Annotated in this window: 21 protein-coding genes; 13 read left to right on the top strand and 8 right to left on the bottom strand. The window is 69.5% G+C overall.

The features are described 5' to 3' along the window. Positions 1-140: 140 nt before the first annotated feature. A complete protein-coding gene (locus tag ACFYR3_RS42945) occupies positions 141-404 on the bottom strand; it encodes an SHOCT domain-containing protein (protein ID WP_389287734.1) in 264 nt (87 codons plus the stop codon). 309 nt (positions 405-713) lie between these two features. Here ACFYR3_RS42945 and ACFYR3_RS42940 point away from each other — a divergent pair, with 309 nt between their 5' ends. From ACFYR3_RS42940 to ACFYR3_RS42930, 3 genes are all read left to right on the top strand, one after another. Next, positions 714-1,022 (top strand): YHS domain-containing protein, encoded by a 309-nt coding sequence (locus ACFYR3_RS42940; RefSeq protein WP_389287733.1) that lies wholly within the window; start codon positions 714-716, stop codon positions 1,020-1,022. Between the two features lie 207 nt (positions 1,023-1,229). Then, positions 1,230-1,679 (top strand): hypothetical protein, encoded by a 450-nt coding sequence (locus ACFYR3_RS42935; RefSeq protein WP_389287731.1) that lies wholly within the window; start codon positions 1,230-1,232, stop codon positions 1,677-1,679. Positions 1,680-1,771: 92 nt separating this feature from the next. Next, entirely contained in the window at positions 1,772-3,397 is a 1,626-nt protein-coding gene (locus ACFYR3_RS42930) for a multicopper oxidase family protein (RefSeq protein ID WP_389287729.1), read from the top strand. Between the two features lie 350 nt (positions 3,398-3,747). Here the strand turns inward: ACFYR3_RS42930 and ACFYR3_RS42925 are convergent, their stop codons facing one another. Further along, the gene (locus tag ACFYR3_RS42925) at positions 3,748-4,311 is read right to left on the bottom strand and encodes an MFS transporter (protein ID WP_389287727.1); all 564 of its coding nucleotides are present in this window, start codon (positions 4,309-4,311) and stop codon (positions 3,748-3,750) included. Positions 4,312-4,425: 114 nt separating this feature from the next. Here ACFYR3_RS42925 and ACFYR3_RS42920 point away from each other — a divergent pair, with 114 nt between their 5' ends. After that, a complete protein-coding gene (locus ACFYR3_RS42920) occupies positions 4,426-4,734 on the top strand; it encodes a hypothetical protein (RefSeq protein ID WP_389287725.1) in 309 nt (102 codons plus the stop codon). A 21-nt stretch (positions 4,735-4,755) separates the two neighbouring features. Here ACFYR3_RS42920 and ACFYR3_RS42915 read toward each other — a convergent pair whose 3' ends face one another. Next, complete coding sequence (locus ACFYR3_RS42915; RefSeq protein WP_389287723.1) at positions 4,756-5,622, bottom strand: potassium channel family protein; 867 nt, start codon at positions 5,620-5,622, stop codon at positions 4,756-4,758. Positions 5,623-6,694: 1,072 nt separating this feature from the next. On the opposite strand from ACFYR3_RS42915, the gene ACFYR3_RS42910 reads away from it, so the two are divergent. The 3 genes from ACFYR3_RS42910 (at position 6,695) to ACFYR3_RS42900 (ending at position 8,385) form a co-directional block, all read left to right on the top strand. After that, positions 6,695-6,850, top strand: coding sequence for a rhodanese-like domain-containing protein (locus ACFYR3_RS42910; RefSeq protein WP_389287721.1), 156 nt, complete (start codon positions 6,695-6,697; stop codon positions 6,848-6,850). Between the two features lie 49 nt (positions 6,851-6,899). After that, positions 6,900-8,129 carry an FAD-dependent oxidoreductase gene (locus ACFYR3_RS42905; RefSeq protein ID WP_389287719.1) on the top strand — a complete coding sequence of 410 codons (1,230 nt, stop codon included), beginning with the start codon at positions 6,900-6,902 and terminating at the stop codon, positions 8,127-8,129. Between the two features lie 61 nt (positions 8,130-8,190). Continuing rightward, a complete protein-coding gene (locus tag ACFYR3_RS42900; protein WP_389287717.1) occupies positions 8,191-8,385 on the top strand; it encodes a hypothetical protein in 195 nt (64 codons plus the stop codon). Here ACFYR3_RS42900 and ACFYR3_RS42895 read toward each other — a convergent pair. The 4 genes from ACFYR3_RS42895 to ACFYR3_RS42880 are packed head-to-tail and all read right to left on the bottom strand — an operon-like array spanning position 8,372 to position 10,622. Beyond that, the gene (locus tag ACFYR3_RS42895; RefSeq protein ID WP_389287715.1) at positions 8,372-8,521 is read right to left on the bottom strand and encodes a hypothetical protein; all 150 of its coding nucleotides are present in this window, start codon (positions 8,519-8,521) and stop codon (positions 8,372-8,374) included. The genes ACFYR3_RS42900 and ACFYR3_RS42895 overlap by 14 nt on opposite strands. 1 nt (position 8,522) lies before the next feature. Further along, entirely contained in the window at positions 8,523-8,996 is a 474-nt protein-coding gene (locus ACFYR3_RS42890; protein WP_389287714.1) for a DsrE/DsrF/DrsH-like family protein, read from the bottom strand. Positions 8,997-9,036: 40 nt separating this feature from the next. Further along, positions 9,037-9,354: a TusE/DsrC/DsvC family sulfur relay protein gene (locus ACFYR3_RS42885; protein WP_389287712.1), complete on the bottom strand. Its 318-nt coding sequence runs from the start codon at positions 9,352-9,354 to the stop codon at positions 9,037-9,039. 26 nt (positions 9,355-9,380) lie between these two features. Next, the gene (locus ACFYR3_RS42880; RefSeq protein WP_389287710.1) at positions 9,381-10,622 is read right to left on the bottom strand and encodes an NAD(P)/FAD-dependent oxidoreductase; all 1,242 of its coding nucleotides are present in this window, start codon (positions 10,620-10,622) and stop codon (positions 9,381-9,383) included. Positions 10,623-10,897: 275 nt separating this feature from the next. Between ACFYR3_RS42880 and ACFYR3_RS42875 the strand changes: the two genes are divergently transcribed. From ACFYR3_RS42875 to ACFYR3_RS42865, 3 genes are read left to right on the top strand one after another with little or no spacing between them, the layout of a single operon-like run. Continuing rightward, positions 10,898-11,350, top strand: a complete 453-nt coding sequence (locus ACFYR3_RS42875) for an OsmC family protein (RefSeq protein ID WP_389287708.1) — start codon at positions 10,898-10,900, stop codon at positions 11,348-11,350. Then, positions 11,347-11,649 carry a hypothetical protein gene (locus tag ACFYR3_RS42870; RefSeq protein ID WP_389287706.1) on the top strand — a complete coding sequence of 101 codons (303 nt, stop codon included), beginning with the start codon at positions 11,347-11,349 and terminating at the stop codon, positions 11,647-11,649. Before ACFYR3_RS42875 ends, ACFYR3_RS42870 begins: the two co-directional genes overlap by 4 nt. Beyond that, positions 11,571-13,052: an aminotransferase class V-fold PLP-dependent enzyme gene (locus tag ACFYR3_RS42865; protein ID WP_389287737.1), complete on the top strand. Its 1,482-nt coding sequence runs from the start codon at positions 11,571-11,573 to the stop codon at positions 13,050-13,052. The genes ACFYR3_RS42870 and ACFYR3_RS42865 overlap by 79 nt, the downstream gene beginning before the upstream one ends. A gap of 324 nt (positions 13,053-13,376) precedes the next feature. On the opposite strand, the gene ACFYR3_RS42860 is transcribed toward ACFYR3_RS42865, so the two are convergent. Next, positions 13,377-14,042, bottom strand: coding sequence for an ArsR/SmtB family transcription factor (locus ACFYR3_RS42860; protein WP_389287704.1), 666 nt, complete (start codon positions 14,040-14,042; stop codon positions 13,377-13,379). Positions 14,043-14,125: 83 nt separating this feature from the next. Here ACFYR3_RS42860 and ACFYR3_RS42855 point away from each other — a divergent pair, with 83 nt between their 5' ends. From ACFYR3_RS42855 to trxA, 3 genes are all read left to right on the top strand, one after another. Then, positions 14,126-15,475, top strand: coding sequence for a rhodanese-like domain-containing protein (locus ACFYR3_RS42855; protein ID WP_389287703.1), 1,350 nt, complete (start codon positions 14,126-14,128; stop codon positions 15,473-15,475). Continuing rightward, on the top strand, positions 15,472-16,758 hold the full coding sequence (locus tag ACFYR3_RS42850; RefSeq protein ID WP_389287701.1) for an MFS transporter: 1,287 nt from the start codon (positions 15,472-15,474) through the stop codon (positions 16,756-16,758). The genes ACFYR3_RS42855 and ACFYR3_RS42850 overlap by 4 nt, the downstream gene beginning before the upstream one ends. Before the next feature lie 374 nt (positions 16,759-17,132). Next, the gene (gene trxA, locus ACFYR3_RS42845) at positions 17,133-17,501 is read left to right on the top strand and encodes a thioredoxin (protein ID WP_389287699.1); all 369 of its coding nucleotides are present in this window, start codon (positions 17,133-17,135) and stop codon (positions 17,499-17,501) included. Positions 17,502-17,772: the final 271 nt, after the last annotated feature.

Genomic DNA, 17,772 nt, shown 5'->3' with positions numbered 1-17,772 from the left:
AACAAGGACCTCGACAATCCTCATTCTTGCTGGTCAGAGGCACTTTTCGTTTATCTGACCACCCGTCGGACATCAGGCTTCATGAAAGCGCGAGGTTAGAGCCCGAGGGCATGGGCCGCAACCGGTACGGCCAGTCGGCTTCAGGGTTTGGTGAGAGGTCCGGCGTGCAGTGCGTTCAGGCGGCGCTGGTAGTCGTCCTCGTCGATCTCCCCGCGGGCAAGCCGCTCTCGGAGGATGTCCTCGGCGGAGGGCGTGGCCGGGGCGTGGGTGTGCTCTTGGGACCGGTTGAGGGTGCGGAAGAGCAGCACGGCGACTGTGATGATCAGCGTCCAGAAGAGGATCATTCCGGCCGACATCGCGAACAAGCCCCAGCCGCTAACGTCGTGGTCGTACCAGAACATCATCGCTATTCACCTGCTTCGGCTTTGTTCCGCGGCCGGATGCGGAGGGCACCCAGTGGCTTCTTGCCTTCATCTGCATTGTTCCGCTGCTGGGCGTGGCGGTCTGGGGCCGAATGGTCCAGGGCCAGCGGGCCATTGCGCCCCTGCGGTTCCCCCGGCGTGCGGGAGGTGCTGATCAGCTGGTCAGGGCGGGCTGACGGGGTTTCAGGTTCGTTCGGTCGCTACCTGGTCGACGTAGTGCTTCTCCTCGAACTCGACCGGGCTGAGGTAGCCGAGCCGTTCTGGATGCGCCGGGAGTTATAGAAGCCGTCGATGGCCCGGTCCGCCCAGATCCAGCCCCGTGTCGAGTCCGCCGCAGACCGGGTCCCAGCTGCCGGCACCGCCGCTCCGGCGGGCCACGGGCACCACCACCCCGCCTCCCAGAGCAACGGCGACAGCCCGGTCGCCGACCCGGTGTGCGGTATGCAGGTGGACAAGGCGACCGCCACCGAGCACCGGCAAACCGAAAACGGCACCTATCACTTCTGCTCCGCCCACTGCGCCACCACGTTCGACGCCGACCCCGACCGCTACACCGCCCCCACGACCCGCAGCACGCGCGAGGGAGGCGAGTCTCGATGACCACGTGCGGGCCGCGTTACCAACGCCGCCCGCACCGACCCTGCCCAGGCCGAGGAGAAGTTCGCCGAGCTCACCGACACCTTGCGCCGAACCATGGGGCCGGTAGCCACCACGGTGGTGTCCATCGACTCCGCCGCTCAACTCGCTCCCTTACCTCTCCGGGGTATATCGTGACCAGTCGTTTCACTTCGAGTACGGACGGAAGCAATGACGACAGCCGACCACCGCTCAGACGGCGCTCGCGGCGCCGTACTGCGGTGGACAGGTTCTGCCGTCATCGCGCTGCTGGCGGCGCTCGTGCTACTCGTCCACCACGAAACGGCGGACGTCATCACGCACGTGCCGTCCGCCCAGGCCACGGCGGGCATGCACCATTCGGCCGCGCTGGCGATAACCGTCCACACGAGCACGCACGCCACGCCGTCCGTAGTCACAGCCCCGACCGTGGCCCGCGACGATGACAGGACGTGCTGCGGCACAGCGACGCAGCACTGTTCCGCCGCCGGCGTCGACGGCCTGAAGTTCGGACCTCCCCACCAGCCGTCCGTCGGCAGCACTCCAGCCCTTCCTGCCGGAGCGACTGCGAGCCGGAACGTCCCGGGAACCACGAGCCGGGCACCACCCGACCTTTCCGTCCTCTCTCGATTCCTGCTGTAGGCCGTGCCCACGGCTGAGCGCGCTCACGCGTGCGCTCAGCCGCGCCGCACACGAGCCGAACAGAAGTGATATCGAGAAGAAGGACTCCCTCTGTGAACAGCATGAACCGCCGCTCCGTCCTGCTGGCCGGGCTCGGTGTCGCGGGCGCGGGAGCGCTCGCTGCCTGCAGCAGCTCCGGCCGCACACCTGCCCTGATCAGCCCCTCCGGGTCGGCCGTCATCGCCGCGGACCAAAAGCGCACCAGGACCGGCCGCACCCACGAACTGACCCTGACCGCGGCACAGGCCAAGCTCGATCTGGGCGCTGGGATCACCGCCGGGACCTGGGCCTTCGACGGCCAGACGCCGGGCAAGGAGCTGCGCGTCTCGGCCGGTGACACGCTGGCCGCTACGCTGTCCAATCAGCTGCCGGACCAGACCGCCACCTCCATCCACTGGCATGGCATCGCCCTGCGCAATGACATGGATGGCGCTCCGCCGGCCGTCCAGCGCGCCGTCCGGGCAGGACGCAACTTCGCCTACCGGTTCACCGCGGATGCCCCCGGCACCTACTTCTTCCACCCGCACGTCGGTGTCCAGCTCGACCGGGGCCTGTACGCGCCGTTGATCGTGGAGGACCCGAGGGAGCCGCTGTCGTACGACGAGGAGTGGGTGGTCGCCCTCGACGACTGGCTCGACGGCGTCACCGGCACCCCGGACGATGTCTTCGCCGAGCTGAGGCAGGGCATGGGCGGCATGCACATGGGAGAAGACTCCAGCAGGCCGTCCCGCTCCTCCGGCCACGAGGGACACGACATGGGGGACATGGGCGGCATGGATATGAGCGGCGGCATGGACGGCACGAGCAGCTCCCCCTCCGCGTCTCCCTCCGGCGCAAGCATGGGATTCATGCTGATGGGCGCGCAGAGCCGACTGCTCGGGGGCGATGCCGGCGACGTGAATTACCCCTACCACCTGGTCAACGGGCGCGTTCCGGCCGACCCGGCCGTCTTCCGCATCAAGCCCGGCAAGCGGGTGCGGCTGCGCCTGATCAATGCTGGCGGCGACACCGCCTACCGCGTCGCGCTCGGCGGTCACAAGCTCACCATCACCCACACCGACGGGTTCCCTGTCCGGCATCAGCAGGTCGACGCCCTGCTGATCGGCATGGGCGAACGCTACGACGTCCTGGTCACCCTGGACGACGGCGTCTTCCCCCTCGTGGCCTCGGCGGAGGGAAAGAACGCCACCGGAATGGCCGTCATCCGCACCGGCTCCGGCAGCACTCCCAAGGCGACCGTCCGGCCGAGGGAACTGGACGGCATGCTCATGGCCGCCGCGCAGCTGCATGCGGCGGACGACGTCCGACTGGTGCCGAAGAAGGCCGACCGCGTCCACCGCATCGAGTTGACCGGCGGCATGATGACCTACAACTGGGCCATCAACGGCAAGCGGTTCGACATGAACAACCCGACCGCGAACCCGATCACCGTGGAACAGGGCCAGCGCGTCCGGCTCGACTTCGTCAACACCACCACCATGTGGCACCCGATGCACCTGCACGGCCACACCTACCAGCTCGGCGGCAGCGGACCGCGCAAGGACACCGCAATCGTGCTGCCGAAGGAGACGGTGTCGGTGTTCTTCGACGCCGACAACCCGGGGCAATGGATGCTGCACTGCCACAACGCCTACCACGGCGAGGCAGGCATGATGGCGCTGCTCGCCTACCAAGCCTGATCCCCTGCACGCACCTACCCTGTTCCGGGCTAGCCCCTCAAGCTGTCGGAGGCAGCAGGGCGAGACCGTCGTTTCCAGCCTTGCCCGTCCGGTGTGCGCCAAGCGCACTGGACGGGTGCAGGTCAGGGCTGTGACTTCGGGGTCGGCGGCACGCGGGCGGGCAAGAGCCCAATGAGCCGCAGCCCAAGCAGACATGGCCTCAACAGGCCCTTCTGTTAGCTCACCTGGATGCGGTGTGCGGCGAGGACCTGCCCGAGAGGGAACAGCTGCGGAGCCTGTAGATCCTTCCGGCCAAGCTGGCGGCTCCGCGTACCGGGCGGGACAACGCCCGGCCGCCGTCGCTCAGGGGTTCAGTGCACGTGGGGGCCGCCGGTGGACTGCGGTTTGCCGCGGAGTACGAGGTTCAGACAGATGAAGGCACTCACTGCGGCGACCACCGCGCAGACGGTGAAAGCGTCGGTGAAGCCGTCGGTCGCGCCCCGTTCGATGCCCACGGCGGCGACGGCGGAGACGACCGCCACACCGATCGAACCGCCCACCTCGTGGAAGGTGTTGACGACTCCGGACGCGAGCCCTGCTTCCTGGTGGTCGACCATGGCGAGCGCGGTCGTGGCGGCGGTGACGAAGGCCGCGCCGAGGCCGAGGGAGGCGATGGCGAAGCCGGGCAGCAGGGCGGCGTACACGTTGCCGGTCTCTGAGAGCCGAGTCGGCGGTGCGCAGCCGAGGGCTGCGATCACCATGCCCGAGACTGCCGTCGGGCGACTGCCGAGTTGTCCGACGAGGCGGGAGCCGAGGGCGGTGGCGACGGCCGTGGGCAGGAAGACCAGGCCCGTCTTGAGCGGACTGAAGCCGCGGACGTGCTGGAGGTATACGGAGCCGAGGAAGAAGAAGGAGATCAGAGCGCGGTCAGTCACAGCAGCCGTAGCGGGCCCGCCGGGCGGCGGGTCCGGCTGGCGCAGAACGCAGGGCGGGCCGTGATCACGCCGTGACCCTATCCGTCGGCCAGAGGGCGCTGTCCGGCGACCCCGTTGTCGGGCACGGTGCTGGAGGCGTGGAACTTCTTCGAGGATCTGGCCCGAGGACTCGGTGAGGTACATCGGCTGCCCCAGCAGAGCGCGTTGCACAACAGTGCCTACGAGAAGCTGTTCGGAGGCGAGCACGCTGCTTGGGCCGCCGACGAGCAATGCGCGGTACTGGAACTTCGTCTTCGCCGGCTGCTGCCCGTGCTGCGCCGCGCCCTCGACGGCGACGCGGTTTCCGTGATCGCCTGCCCCGTCGGCTACACCGAGAACCTGTGCCTGACCGACAGATTGGGCAGCCTCCACGGACCGTTCTGACCTCGGAGCAAGGCCGGCCGTTCAGGGGTTGCCGTGGTCGCGGGCGTAAGCGGCCAGGACGCGCTGCCGCGGGCCTCCGGTGCGCAGGAAGCGGTCGTCGAGCACAGCGGCGAGGTCGTCGAGGGCGATGGCAAGCACGGCCGCGGCGCTCCGGGCGTCCGGGCACTCTGCTCGCTTTGTCAGCTCGGCGAGGTCGGCGGCGTAACCGAGGGTGAGGGCCAGCGAGATGTCGCCGGGTCCGTCGTGAAAGTAGTAGGACTCGGGATACTGGAGGAAGTCCACGCAGGTACGTGCGATATCGGCAGCAAGTTGACCAAAAGCGGCGGCCCCCACGCCGGAGGCAGGTTGCCCTTCCGCCGGATCGGCGCGGCGCAACTGGGAGATGCGCAGTGCCAGCGCCCTTCTCCGGGCCAGAGCCGGATAGATGCCGAGAATCCAGGAGACAGTGGCGGTCAACAACGTGAAGCCGACCAGCGCCTCCAGCGGTGCGACGATGCGCAGCCAGTCGGCGGAGGGTGCGATGTCGCCGAGGCCGAGCGTGGCGACAGTCACCAGTGAGAGGTACAGGGCGTCCACCGGTCCCGAGTGCTCGGACGGCTTCAACGTGCCGGAGAAGGAGAACGCTTGCGGCATGTGCGGCCAGTACACCAGGGCCCAGCCCACGGCCACAGCGCCGGCCCACGTGGCCAGCACCGTCACCATGCCGACAGGCCCGGCCAGCCCGGCGGTCCTGCTGCTCCTGCGGCCCCGGGTCGACAGCCGCCACAACAGCGACATGACGACCCTGCTCAGCCCCCCGTGCCGGGTGGGATGCCACAAGGTGTGGAACACATCCCGCAGGATGATCAACACCACGGCCGCACCGACCAGCGTGACCAGCCATTCCATGGAACCTCCCGGGCTCATCCGCATCGGACCAGCATGGAGCCCTCCCCGCGCGGACAGGATCACGCGCCGCGCTCGGTCTGTCGTCTGGGTGGGTGAACGACCCGGCTCGCTGGCATACCCGTTGTCCCCCGTAAGAAGGCGCCGGCCCGCCGGCACAGCCTCACGTGGGCATAAGCGAGGGGAGCACACGGTGTGTGAGCCGACCGAACAGCCCGCGCAGATGCGGACACAGCGGGCCCGCGACAGGAAAGCCTGCCCGTGTCTCGCGGGCCATCACAGTGAGGAGAAGAACCACCCTTGCCGGGACTGCGCTGTCGTGGTGCATCGGTGGGCCGGGGGGAGGGCGGGCGGGGAGCGCGGGGCTTCGCGGCCGAGTCCCTGATGCTGCCAGTCCTCGCTGACCCAGATTCGCGTCCGAGTCGTTCCAGTTCGAGTCAGCAGACCGGCCGCCCGCCTGCGGCCCGTCCGGGGAGGGCTGTACGACGATGACGTTGGCCCGCTCGCCCGCATCGAGGCAATTTACCTCCTGTACCGGGCGGCGGAACCCAGCTCGGCCTTCAGCGTGGCGGTTGGGCGGCGTGGTCGATAGCGGCGACCTTGACCCATGGCGAGGCCGGTGTGCGCGACGACCAGTGCCGGTGCGTCATTGACACCGTCCACGACACCAGCACCCTGCACCCGCGCTCTCCAGCTCTCTGACCGCACCCGCCTTGTCCAGGGGTAGCAGCCCGGCCCGTACGTTCTCGATGCTGAGGTCGGCGCGCAGCACTCCGGGCCCTGCGGCGCGCGCAGCGCCGGATGTTACCTCCCAGGCAAATACCCCTAGGGGTATTTGACCTCTCTCGAAGCCGCCGTACGCTCGACAGCAGGAAACCCCCAGGGGTATTTGAGGAGGCGACGAAATGACTCAGGAAGTGACGCAGGAGACGTTCGCTGCGGCCCCCGGGCGATGGCGGTCAGTGGCCAGCGCAGGGGAGGCAGACCAGTACGCGTCCGGACACGCATCGGGCGCCGACAGATGCCGCTGCGCACCGCGCCCGCCCGGTGCGGTGGACCGACTGCCGGTCGACCGGTGTACGCGATCTGCGCGAGCGGCAACCGCAGCAGGACCGCCGCCGACTGGATGAACTCCCGCGGCATCGACGCCCACTCCGTGGCCGACGGGACCTCCGCCTGGGTACTTGGCGGGCGCCCGGTCACGACAGGACCCGTCGAGCACGCGGCCTGATTTCACACCGCCACCCGACACCCCTCTCCAGAAGAGAAGGAGCTCCGCCTTGACCGCCACCCCCTCACCCGTCGGCGAGCCGATCTCCGGCCGTCACCGCGTCGCCGTCATCGGCGGCGGCAGCGCAGGCATCAGCGTCGCCGCCCGTCTGCGCCGAGCCGGCGTCACCGACATCACCCTGATCGAACCGTCCGATACCCACTGGTACCAGCCGCTGTGGACCCTCGTCGGCGGCGGTCAAGCCCCCCTGAGCGGCACCCGCCGCCCCGAAGGATCCGTCATCCCCGACGGTGTGCGCTGGATCCGTCGGCGCGCCCTGGCCGTCGACCCCGCCGCCCGTACCGTGACCCTGTCCGGCGGCGCCGAACTCACCTACGAGTACCTGGTGCTGGCAACCGGGCTCCAGCTCGACTGGAACGGAGTGCCCGGCCTCGCCGAAGCCGTTGGCCACGACAGGGTGAGCAGCAACTACGCACCCGAGTACGCCCCGCGCACCTGGGAGCTGATCAAGCGGATGCGCTCCGGTACAGCGGTCTTCACGCACCCGGCGAGCCCGCTGAAGTGCGGCGGCGCCCCGCCGAAGATCGCCTACCTGGCCGCGGACTACTGGCGCAAGCAGAAAGTGCTTGACCACATCCGCATCATCCTCGTCATCCCGGACCCGACGATGTTCAAGGTGCCCGCCTGGTCGCAGGTTCTGGAGAAGGTGGCCACCCGGTACGGCATCGAGGTGCGGCTGCGCTCGGAGATGACCGCCGTCGACGACGACAGTCGCCAGGTCACCATCACGGACCACGCGAACGGCACGAAGGAGACCATCGGCTACGACCTGCTGCACGCCGTACCACCGCAGAGAGCACCCGACTGGATCAAGAGGGGCCCGCTGGCCGACCCGGCAAGCCCCCAGGGGTTCGTCACCGCGGACAAGCACACGCTCCAGCACCCCTCCTACGAGAACGTCTTCGCTCTTGGAGACGTGGCGAACCTGCCCACCTCGAAGACCGGCGCGGCCGTGCGCAAGCAGGCACCCGTCGTGGCAGGCAACCTGCTCGACGTGATGAACGGCCGGGCCCCGTCGCACCGGTATGACGGCTACACGTCCTGTCCGCTGGTGACCGCTCGCGACCGGATGCTGCTCGCAGAGTTCGACTACGACCTGAACCCCACCCCCACGTTCCCGCTGATCGACCCCTTCAAGGAGCGGCGCACGATGTGGGTGTTCAAGCGGTACGGCCTGCCGCCGGTGTACTGGCACGGCATGCTCACCGGCTACCTCTGACCGGCCAGCCCGGCGCCTCCCCCGCCCCGGGCCGGTCCCCCAGACCGTCGACGACCCGGTGGTGATCGGCCGCTTCAGCTCGAACCCCGCCGCGCCCACGACCTACGACACCGTCGTCGACAACCCCACCGGCAGCACCTACAACGTGGCGCTGCCGCCGGGAACCTGGACGAAGGTGCTCGACACCACCGGCGCCGTCGCCGCGAGCGACAACGCCTGCACGAGCCTGGCGGTCACGGTCTTCAAGAAGAACTGACAACAGCGGGCAGGGCGACGCCGTCGGACAGCAGGGCCAGGAGGTCGCCCGGTCCGAACGACTCGTCGTCGGGGTGGGCGACCACCGCCAGTACGCGCCGTACTCCGTCCGGCAGGCCGGGGAGGGTACAAGTCATCTCAGGTGTAGATGATCTGGCCGCCGGCCGCGCGCTCGTAGAACTCGCCGACCGTGATGACGCCCTGGACCTGCTCGACGAGGTCGTCCTTGTCGAGTTCGAAGAGGTCCACCGACGCCTTGCAGGCGTAGATGCCCGCGCCGGTGTCCGAGATCATCTCGATGAACTCGGGGATCGGCGGGATATCGAGCTTGTCCATCTTGCGTTCCATGTACCGGGTGATCAGGTCGGGCACCCCCGGCATGCCGCCCAGCAGGGTGGGCAGGTGCAGGCCGGGGTTGCCGACGGTGGCCAGCTTGATGTGCTCCCAGCGCTTCTTCGTGATGGCGTCGAGGCCGAAGAAGGTGAAGAACAGGTCGGCATCGATGCCTTCGGCGCGGGCGCCGTTGGCCATGATCAGGGCCGGGTAGATCCCTTCCAGGGATCCCTTGGAGACGATGATCGAGACCTTCTCGATCGTGGCGGTTACGGCCATGACGGCACGCTCCTCGATGGCAGGGACGATGGCTGGGATGTCAGATGCAGCCGCGCGGCTTGGGGATGCCGGCGATCTTCGCGGCGGTCTTCGCCGGGCCCGTGGGGAAGAGCTGGTAGAGCTCCTTGACGCTCACGCCGGAGGTCTTGCCGAGGACGCGAACGGTGGGGCCGGTGCCCTTTTCCGCGTATTGGGCACGCATGAAGCGGATGACCGTCCAGTGCCGGTCGGTCAGCGTTTCGATGCCTGCCTCGCGGGCGACCTGCTCGGCCATGGGTTCGGTCCACTGCGCGGGGTCGGTGAAGAAGCCCTCGTCGTCGACGGGGACGGCTGTCTCGCCGTAGGTGGCGGTGGGCATGGCTGCGTTCTCCTTCATTCAGACGTTCAGACGTGGACGTGGTGCTTGCCGCGATCAGGCATCGCCGCGTCGATGCCGGGCAGTTCCCGGCCGGGCAGGAGGCTGTGCCAGTACAGCCACTCGAAGGCGAGCTTGCCGAGGTGGTTGGCGTGCGACTCCTTCAGCAGCGGCAGTCCGACGGCGGCCGGGAAGTGACCCGGCAGCGGTTCGGTGTCGTAGTTGAAGTCGATCAGCAGCGCCTTGTGGAAGCCGGTCTCGACGAAACAGTTGGTGTGTCCGTCGAAGGTGGCGTCCAGCGGCTGTCCGGCCAGGAAGCGGCCGATGTTGTGGGTGAGCGTCTCCCCGGCGAAGTGCGCCACCGAGCCGGCCTTGGACGCCGGCAGTCCGGCCGCGTCGCCGATCGCGAACACCTCCGGACGCTTGGGGTGTTGGAGGGTGTGCTGGTCCACGGGGATGAAGCCCAGTTCGTCGCCGAGGCCCGGGGAGCGGCCGACGTACGATGCGCCGCCGTGCAGCGGCACGACCACTGCCAGGTCGAACGGCACTTCGCGCCCGTCGTACGAGACCAGCCGGCCGCCTTGGCCATCGACCTCTCCCAGCGTGAACTCGGTGACCAGCTCGATGCCCTTCTGCTCCAGCAGCCCGCCCAGCGCCTTCGCCGCGACCGGCTTGGTGAAGGCGCCGTCCAGCGGGGTCACGTAGGTCAGCTCGACCCGGTCACGGATGCCGCGCCGCCGCAAGTACCAGTCGGCCAGGAAGGCGAACTCCAGTGGCGCCACAGGGCATTTGACCGGCAGATCGGCCACGTTCACCACGACGCGCCCGCGCTCGAAGCGCTCAAGGGCGTGGTGCAGTGCGACGGCTCCGGGCAGGTCGTAGAAGGTGAAGACCTTCTCGCCCCAGCCGGGGCCGGTCAGCCCCTCGGTCTCCTCCGGGAGGAGTGCGGCTCCCGTGGCGACCACGAGGACGTCGTAGGTCAGCCGTATGCCGCCCCCGAGGTACACCGTCCGCGCGTCCAGGTCGACCCGCTCGATCTTCGCCCGCTTGTAGTCGACGGCGGTGTTCAGCTGGCGCGGGCGGGACCGGACGAGGTGGTGCGGCTCAGCCATGCCGAACGGGACGAACAGCAGGCCGGGCTGGTAGACGTGGTCGTCGTCCTGGTCCACGACGGTGATCCGGCATGCGCGCTCGGCGTACATGCGGCGCAGCCGGTTGGCGGCCAGGGTGCCCGCGGTGCCGCCTCCGAGTATCACGATGTGTGTGCCCATGTCCCCACTGTCGTAGGGGAGATGAGGCCCGGGCATGGGCCACTGGTCCCACGCCGGTACCCACCCGGGTATATCTTCGCTCCGCCTCTCCGGCCCCGCACGCTGCACGCCTGCCACGTATGTCCAGAAAAAATACCCACCAGGGTATACCTTCTGGGTGGTCGGTGCGAGGGCCGAACGGGCCCCGTCTCACCCCGTCGGCCTCTCGATCAGTGGTGCGGTTCGCGGTCGACTGGAACTGGCAGCAGTCGACGCCGAAGAGAAAGGGCCCGGCCATGACCGGCACCGCACCCCAGGCCATCACCCAGAACCAACCGCCGCAGGCGGAGGCGCACCGCTTCGAGGTCACTCACGTCGACCGCGACATCTACACTGTGGACATTCGCGGCCATCACTTCCAGGTCGACCAGCCTCTCGAGGCCGGCGGCTCGGACATCGCGCCCACTCCCACCGAGTTGTTCGCCGCATCCCTGGCCACCTGCGTCGCGTTCTACGCGGGCCGTTTCCTCCACCGCCACAGCCTGGACCAGGCCGGACTGCGCGTCCGTACGGAATTCACGATGGCCACCGACCGCCCTGCCCGGGTGGCCTCCTTGCACGTCACGATCATCCCGCCGCCCGGGCTGACCGAGCAGCGCCGCGCGGCCCTGCTCGCCGTCGCCTCGCGCTGCACGGTCCACAACACCCTGCACCAGCCACCCGAGATCGACATCGAGCTCGCGTCATGAGCACGCCGATCGCCGCACCTGTGGCACCGCTCGTGGACCGCATCCGCCGCGGCCTGATCGGCGATGACGAAGTACTGGAGGGCCCCTACGGGCCGCGTCGCCTCGTCTACGCCGACTACACGGCCTCCGGCCGCTCTCTCGACTTCATCGAAGATTTCGTGCGCGAGCAGGTGCTACCCCTCTACGGCAACACACACACACGGAGAGTTCGAGCACTGGGCTGCAGACGACCCGACTGCGCGAGGACGCCCGGCGCATCGTCCATGACGCGGTCGGCGGCACTGACGACGACCTCGTGATCTTCTGCGGCTCGGGAGCCACCGCGGCGGTCAACAAGCTGGTCGGCATCCTGGGACTGCGTCGGCCCGCCCCGCTCCTACAGGCCCTGCGGCCGGTCGTGTTCGTCGGCCCCTACGAGCATCACTCGAACGAACTGCCCTGGCGGGAGTCGGTCGCCGACGTCGTGGTCATCGACGAGGACGCGGACGGTCACGTCGATCTCGGTGAGCTGGAGGCGCACCTGGTCCGGTGTGCCGACCGGCCGCTGCGTATCGGCAGCTTCTCCGCCGCCTCCAACGTCACCGGCATCCTCACCGACGCCGACCGCATCGCGCGTCTGCTGCACGCGCACGGCGCCCTCTCCTTCTGGGACTACGCCGCCGCCGCCCCGTACGTCCCGATCCGGGTCGCGGACAGCGCGTCCGGCGCCGGTGACCACAAGGACGCGGTCTTCCTGTCGCCGCACAAGTTCGTCGGCGGCCCCCAGACCCCGGGCATCCTCGTCGTACGGCGTGAGCTGGTCCGCAACCCGGTACCCACCGCGCCGGGCGGCGGCACCGTCGCCTTCGTCGGACCTCTCGGCCACCGCTACCTCGACGACCCCGTCGCCCGCGAGGAGGGCGGCACCCCGGCGATCGTCGAATCCATTCGCGCCGGACTGGTCTTCGCCCTCAAACGAGCCGTCGGCACCGACACGATCCAGGCCGCCGAGGAGCGTCACTGGCGGCAGGCGCTGGCGCGCTGGGACGCCCATCCGCGCATCGAGATCCTCGGCAACCACCACGCCCGGCGTCTGTCCATCATCTCCTTTCGCATCCGCCACGGTGATCGCTCCTACCTTCACCACAACTACGTCGTTGCCCTGCTCAACGACCTGTTCGGCATCCAGGCCCGCGGCGGCTGCTCCTGCGCCGGCCCGTACGGCCACCGTCTGCTCGCCATCGACGCGGCCACCTCCGACGCCCTGCTCGACGAGGTCGTCCACGGCTGCGACGGCATCAAACCCGGCTGGACCCGCCTCAACTTCAACTACTTCATCAGCGACACCGTCCGCGACTACCTCATCGACGCGGTCGACCTGATCGCCACCCACGGTCATCGGCTCCTGCCCGACTACCGCTTCGACCCGCACAACGGACAGTGGCACCACCACACCGGTACCGCCGATCCCCCGCTCCGGCTGACCGACCTGCGCTTCAGCGCAGAGGGAGGCATCAGCCCCCGTGCCGTCCGCCACTACCGGATGGGCGAGGAGACACTGCCCGGTCAACTGGGCCGCGCCCGCGAGGTGCTCGCCTCTCGCTCCGACCACCTGGACGACGGCCCCACCGGACTGTCGGCCGACTTCGAGCGCATGCGCTGGTTCCCGCTGCCACCCGTCTGCCTGGCCCCCGGGGAGGACCGGAGCGGATTGCGGCGGTAGACGATCTTGATGCCGGTTCGGTGACTCGGCCTGCCCAGCGCCGCTCCGGCTCATGCCGGTTTTTCCTGCCCGATGGCCAGGCTTCCCGCTTCGGTCGGTTCGGCGCCGGGCCCAAACAGGGCGAGCTGGAGCAGTTCTTCCGTCTGGACGCCCGGACTCGGGGCTCGCCCCTGCCAAGCGGCGTGACGCGACCCGGCCGGGCCGAACGGAGCAGTGGGGGGCACGCGCGGATGCTCGGCGCGTTCCGGTTGGACGACCCCGGTCAAGGCTGTCGGCGTCGGCAGTCGTGTTCGTCGCCCAGCTGCTGGGGCTTACTGGTCTCGCTCATGCGGCGCCGGCCTCGACGGGCAGGGCGGCCAGGCGCCATTCGAGCATCCCGTCGGCGAGCCGGAGGGCGCGGTGGCCCCGGCGGGTGAGCAGGCGGACGGCGTCATGGGAGAGCACGCAGTTGGTGCCGCGGCAGTAGGCGACGACCTCGACGCCGTCGGGCAGCTCGGCGAGCCGGGCTTCCAGCTGGTCCAGCGGAACGGAAAGGGCACCGGGGATGTGGCCGGCGTCGTACTCCTCGGAGGGACGGACATCAATGAGAGTGGCGGTGCCGGCCCTGACGCGCTCCAGCAACTGCTCGCGGGTCAGTTGCTCGGTGTCCTCGGGGCCGAGGTAGGCGGTGCGTGCCTGCTCGGTGGCGGCCCGGTGGGTACGGGCGACCTGCTGCAGCAGCGCGTACAGGGCGGCGACGTCCTGCCCGGCCAGGCGGTAGTGGATGCGCACCCCGTTGCGGCGGGTCGCGACCAGTCCGGCCTGCTTCAGCGTCTGCAGGTGGGCGGAGGCCGTGGTCAGGCCGAGCCCGGCCGCCTTGGCCAGGGCATCAACGCTGCGCTCGCCCTGAGCGAGCAGGTCGAGCAGTTCCAGGCGCTTGCCGTTGGACAGCGCCTTGCCGGTCTGGGCCAGGGCGTCGAACAACTCTGCCTTGCGGGTGGGATCTCCCATGACATCCTCCATGAATCCATGGAATATTGTACGAGTAACGGGGTGGGACGGCCACCCCAATTCCTGTCCGCCTGGAGGACGCCGTGGGTTTCACCGACGAGCAGCTGATACCCCTGGTCGACGACGGGCTGGGCAACAGCGCCCACCTCGTCGACCTCGGCGACGGCCGCGCCCTGGCCGTGGACGCCTCCCGGGACCTCCGGGCCTTGCGCGAGGCGGCGGACCGGCGGCGCCTGACGGTAGCGTTCGCCGCCGACACCCACCTGCACGCCGACTTCCTCACCGGCGCTCTGCAACTGGCCGCAGATGATGGCGCCACCGTGCTCGCCTCCGCCGCCGGCCACCGCACCTTCCCGCACGCCCCGCTCGGCGACGGCGATGCGGTCGACCTCGGCGGTCTGACACTGCGGGCGCTGGCCACTCCCGGCCACACCGACGAGCACTTGTCGTTCCTGCTGCTCGACGGCACGCGCGAGCTCGGGGTGTTCACCGGCGGGTCGCTGATCGTCGGCTCGGCCGCCCGCACCGACCTTCTTGGGGCGGACAGGGCCGAGGAGCTGGCCCGCGCCCAGTACCACTCGCTCCGCCGCCTGACTGAACTGCCGGACGCGACCGCGGTGTGGCCCACTCATGGCGCCGGATCGTTCTGCTCCGCCCCGCCCGGAAGCGAGCGGACCACCACCATCGGCGCGCAGAAAGCTGCCAACGACCTGCTCGCCGCCCCCGACGAGGACGCCTTCGTCCACCGGCTGCTCGGCTCCTACCCTGCCTACTTCGACCGCCTCGCCGAAATCAACCGACGCGGACCGGTCGTTCTGACCACCGCGCCGGGGCTGGAGCCGCTCAGCGCCGCCGCCGTCCGCACCCTGCTCGGCTCCGGCGCGCACCTGGTCGACGTCCGCCCGGTCGCCGCGTTCGCCGCCGGACATATCTCCGGGGCCGTCTCGAATCCGCTGCGTCCGGCATTCGCGACCTGGCTCGGCTGGCTGCTGCCCGACGACGCCCCGCTCGTCTTCGTCCTCGGCCCCGACCAGGACCCGGCCGAGCTCGCCTGGCAGGCCACGAAGATCGGCTACGACCGGCTCGCCGGACAGCTCGCGGGCGGCATCGACGCCTGGCGTCTCGACGGCGGCGCCCTTGAGACGATCAGTCTGATCACGGCCGCACAGATCGGCGACCGCCCGGTGCTGGACGTCCGCCAGGACGCCGAATACCGCACCGGTCACATCCCCGGCGCGACCCACGCCGAGCTCGGCACACTCGCCGGCCACACTGCCGCCGACGGCACGGTGGTGATGTGCGGGCACGGCGAGCGCGCAATGACCGCCGCCAGCCTGCTTGTCCGCACCGGCACCCGCGGCCTCGCCGTCCTGGCCGGCGGCGCCGACGACTGGGCGAAGGACACCGGCCGGAACCTGGAGGACGGCGCATGACCAGGCCCACTCCCGTCACCACCCCAGCAGCCCCGGGCGGCATACGCCTCGGACTGCGCGCCAACCTTGCCCAGTTCGCCCTGCTCGTCGCGGTCAACGCCCTGGTCGGCGGCATGCTCGGCCAGGAGCGCACGGTGCTGCCCTTGCTCGCCAACCAGACCTTCCACCTGTCCGCGTACAGCGCCGCCCTGACGTACATCGTGGCGTTCGGCGCGACCAAGGCCGTCACCAACTTCTTCGCCGGAACGTGGTCCGACCGCTACGGCCGCAAACCGGTCCTGGTCGCGGGCTGGCTGATCGCCCTGCCGGTACCGCTGCTGCTGATCTGGGCGCCGTCCTGGGGCTGGGTCGTCTTCGCCAACGTCCTGCTCGGCGTCAACCAGGGTCTGACCTGGTCCACCACCGTCATCATGAAGATCGACCTGGTCGGCCCCGCCCGGCGCGGCCTCGCGATGGGCCTCAACGAGGCAGCCGGCTATGGGGCGCTGGCCGCCACTGCCATGGCCACCGGCGCCATCGCCGCCCACTGGGGCCTGCGGCCCCAGCCGTTCTTCCTCGGCATCGCCTACGCCGCCCTCGGACTGGGTCTGTCCGTGCTCGCGGTGAAGGAGACCCGCGAGCACGCCCGTGCCGAGGCAGCCAGCCATCCCGCACCGGCGAACCCCGACCGCCACGGCGAACTGACCACCGGACAGATCGCACGCCTCACCAGCCTCCAGGACAAGGCACTGTCCTCCGCCAGCTGGGCGGGCATGGTCAACAACCTGAACGATGCCCTCGCCTGGGGCATCTTCCCGCTCCTGTACGTCGCCCACGGCCTGTCCATCGCCCAGATCGGCCTCCTCGCCGCCCTCTACCCCGCCGTGTGGGGCCTGGGCCAGATCCTCACCGGCTGGTGGTCCGACCGGATCGGCCGCAAGCACCTCATCACCGCCGGGATGTTGCTGCAGGCTGCCGCGATCGGCCTGGTCGCCGTGGGCACCACGTTCGCGGTCTGGGCGGTCGCCCAGATCCTGCTCGGCGCCGGCACCGCCATGGTCTATCCGACCCTGCTGGCCGTCGTCGGCGATGTCGCCCACCCCGCCTGGCGGGCCCGTGCGGTCGGCGTCTACCGGCTCTGGCGCGACGGCGGCTTCGCCGTGGGCGCCGTCCTCGCCGGCGTCCTCGCCGATGCCTTCGGCCTCACCACCGCCATCTGGGCCGTCGCCGCCCTCACCGCCGCTGCCGGACTTGTCGTCGCGGTGCGCATGTACGAGACCCACGCCCGCCCCAGCGTCGGATAGCCCGGAGAACCGACGGCCGACGGCGGGCCGAAAGGCCCTGCACCTGCCCGCAGTTGCCGCGGAGCGCCGATCCTGGCACGGCCACGACAGCCCCCTGGGCCGGTACGGCCGCCGCACGGGGGGATTCGACATGCAGGCACTTGCAATCTGCAACGACCCGCGGTAGAGCACTGAACGGTCCTGGAACGCCATTCGCGCCCTGCTGGCTCACTGAGCCGCCTGCGTGGACGCCGAGGCACGTTTGAATGCGTGCCACGCCTTCCTGCTGCCCGGAGGTATTTCATTCCGATCCTCTGGGGTCCTGCCTGGAACAAACCCGGACCGTCATCGGTTGAAGAGATACCCCACCGGGTATATGAGAGGAGGCCGGTCCCATGTCGACCGTTGAACTGACCAAGGACAACTTCGAGGAGACCATCACCGGTTCGGAGATCGTGTTGATCGACTTCTGGGCGGCATGGTGCGGCCCGTGCCGGATGTTCGGCCCCATCTACGAGAAGGCGGCCGAGCGCCACCCGGACATCGTGTTCGGCAAGGTCGACACCGAGGCACAGCCTGAACTGGCAGAGGCGTTCCGGATCTCTTCCATTCCCACGCTGATGGCCGTCCGCGAGCGAACCGTGCTGTACTCCCAGCCAGGCGCGCTGCCGCCGCAGGCGCTGGAGGAGCTCATCGACGGGATTCAGGCCGTCGACATGAAGGACGTGCGCCGACAGGCATCGGACTCGGCGGCGGCGAACTGACACCCAGGACGCCCGTGCCGTCTCCGCGACGTTCTGAAGCGCCGGGCTCAGCCGTTACGCAGAGCGGCGAACTGCGGCGAACTGCGGCGTCCCAGGCGCCGGTGCTTGCCGGTGACGAGAACGCGGCGTGTTCGCAAGTCTGTCGCGACTCGGGCAGGGCGCGGCGGGAGTACCTATGTCCATGACACGCAGTTCGCGGAGCGGGTGCGTGCCTGCTCGGCGTCAAGGGCGGCAGGCGACAGAGCCGACCTTGGCGCTTGTGATTCTTGAT

The sequence above is a fragment of the Streptomyces sp. NPDC005784 genome, assembly GCF_042871525.1.
In the GTDB taxonomy this organism is placed as follows: Bacteria; Actinomycetota; Actinomycetes; order Streptomycetales; family Streptomycetaceae; genus Streptomyces.
Note: the sequence above shows the minus strand (reverse complement) of the source record. Positions and strands in the feature narration are given on the sequence as shown.